The following is a 713-nucleotide window of genomic DNA, read 5'->3' as shown; positions in this document are numbered from 1 at the left end:
ATATCGCATTCGGCAAGTCCTCAAGCTCACGATGAAAGTGGCAATCCGTTACCGCCAAAAGACGGAGAATTGCCGCAAGCCGATCAGCCCGAATGGAATGGATTAACTAATTCAGCCAGTACAGATGAATTTGATTCCACGGCCGCATTCGTATCAGGGCAAGTTAATAGTGGGATTAATTCATCAGTATTGAGCTCTCAGTTGGGCCAGAATGTAACTATTACACCAGATACAGAGCTCCAAACTGTCAAAGGCGTAGTATTTAGCGCTGTTAATCAGGTGGGTAAGAATGGCAGTGCATCCTCGTTAGCAAACACAGCGTCAGATCTCAGGTCTGAGTTTGGGCAATCAACGAGTTCTGAGCAAGCGAGTGTTAACAATTCGAATGGCCAGGCTTTGACGCCCCATGGCCAAAGCGCGATCGCGGGATCTTCTGCACCATTAGTTGGTGTTGATGGCGCGGCTAGTAGCGATTCGCAAACTAACTTAGGGAATTCATTTCAACGTTCTGCGATCGTTTCAAATGAGGGCTTAAGTTTGGGTAAAGATGGCGTGGCGGCTTCTGCTGCTGTATCTAGTTCGCAGAATGGCCAAATGAATTTTGCACATCCTATTTTTAGCGGAGAGCTTACTGTCTCGATTAACGGTAAGCCAGTGGATTCTTCCGCGCTAAATCCGATTGCCAAGTCTCCTCAGTCCCTTGGGAATGGTTT

Annotated in this window: 1 protein-coding gene; it reads left to right on the top strand. The window is 47.4% G+C overall.

Annotation, left to right across the window (positions count from 1 at the left end; genetic code table 11):
* On the top strand, positions 1-713 hold a 713-nt coding region (locus tag A3762_RS27025; RefSeq protein WP_197469008.1), incomplete at both ends, for a hypothetical protein.

The organism is Oleiphilus sp. HI0125 (assembly GCF_001635355.1).
This window is presented reverse-complemented; position numbering and strand designations above follow the sequence as displayed.